The sequence below is a fragment of the Erwinia sp. GW821-FHT03D09 genome, assembly GCF_059420805.1.
On sequence record NZ_JBWKUK010000052.1, the window covers coordinates 1 to 521 of the forward strand.

General features: G+C 37.0%; 1 protein-coding gene. It reads right to left on the bottom strand.

Annotation, left to right across the window (positions count from 1 at the left end; all coding sequences use genetic code 11):
- Positions 1-191 precede the first annotated feature (191 nt).
- Entirely contained in the window at positions 192-449 is a 258-nt protein-coding gene (locus AC07U6_RS22265) for a colicin E3-like toxin immunity protein (RefSeq protein ID WP_494762253.1), read from the bottom strand.
- Between the last annotated feature and the right edge of the window lie 72 nt (positions 450-521).

The window sequence follows — 521 nt, forward strand, 5'->3', positions numbered from 1 at the left end:
CGATCTCCTCAGGGGACATAGTCAGTATGTCGGAAGATCTCTAAAAGTGAATGGGCCGTTTTAGCGGGATACTTACACGACCACTAAGACTAAATAAAAGATGCAAATAATTGAAGATTAAAAAGCACCAGATCCCCATTAACCGGTATCTGGTGCTCTTGCTACAGACTATCTTTAGTCGATTTTTTTAGTCACCAACTGCCATCTCGGTAATCAAATGATACTTGGTACCAATGCTTTTCAACTTCAATCAGCTTTTTAAAGTGAGGTTGCAAAACAGAGGTCCATTCATTTTTAACATTAAAGCCACCATTGTTAATGTTATCCTTTAATGGTAATCCTAATGCCTCAATAACAGCACCATTTTCACCAAAGTCTTTAGAGTACTCTTCACCTAAAAACTCTTCCGTTTTACGGTCAAACCATTCCAATCGTAATTTCAGTCCCATACTTACCTCTCAAAGATATTTTTTAATATTTCGTTTCGGTGGGTTGGTTTTTTCAATTTTCTTACCAGTCTT

Bases quoted from the DNA above. Each gene is read 5' to 3' on its own strand.
- AC07U6_RS22265 (WP_494762253.1), bottom strand. From the start codon at position 449: ATGGGACTGAAATTACGATTGGAATGGTTTGACCGTAAAACGGAAGAG.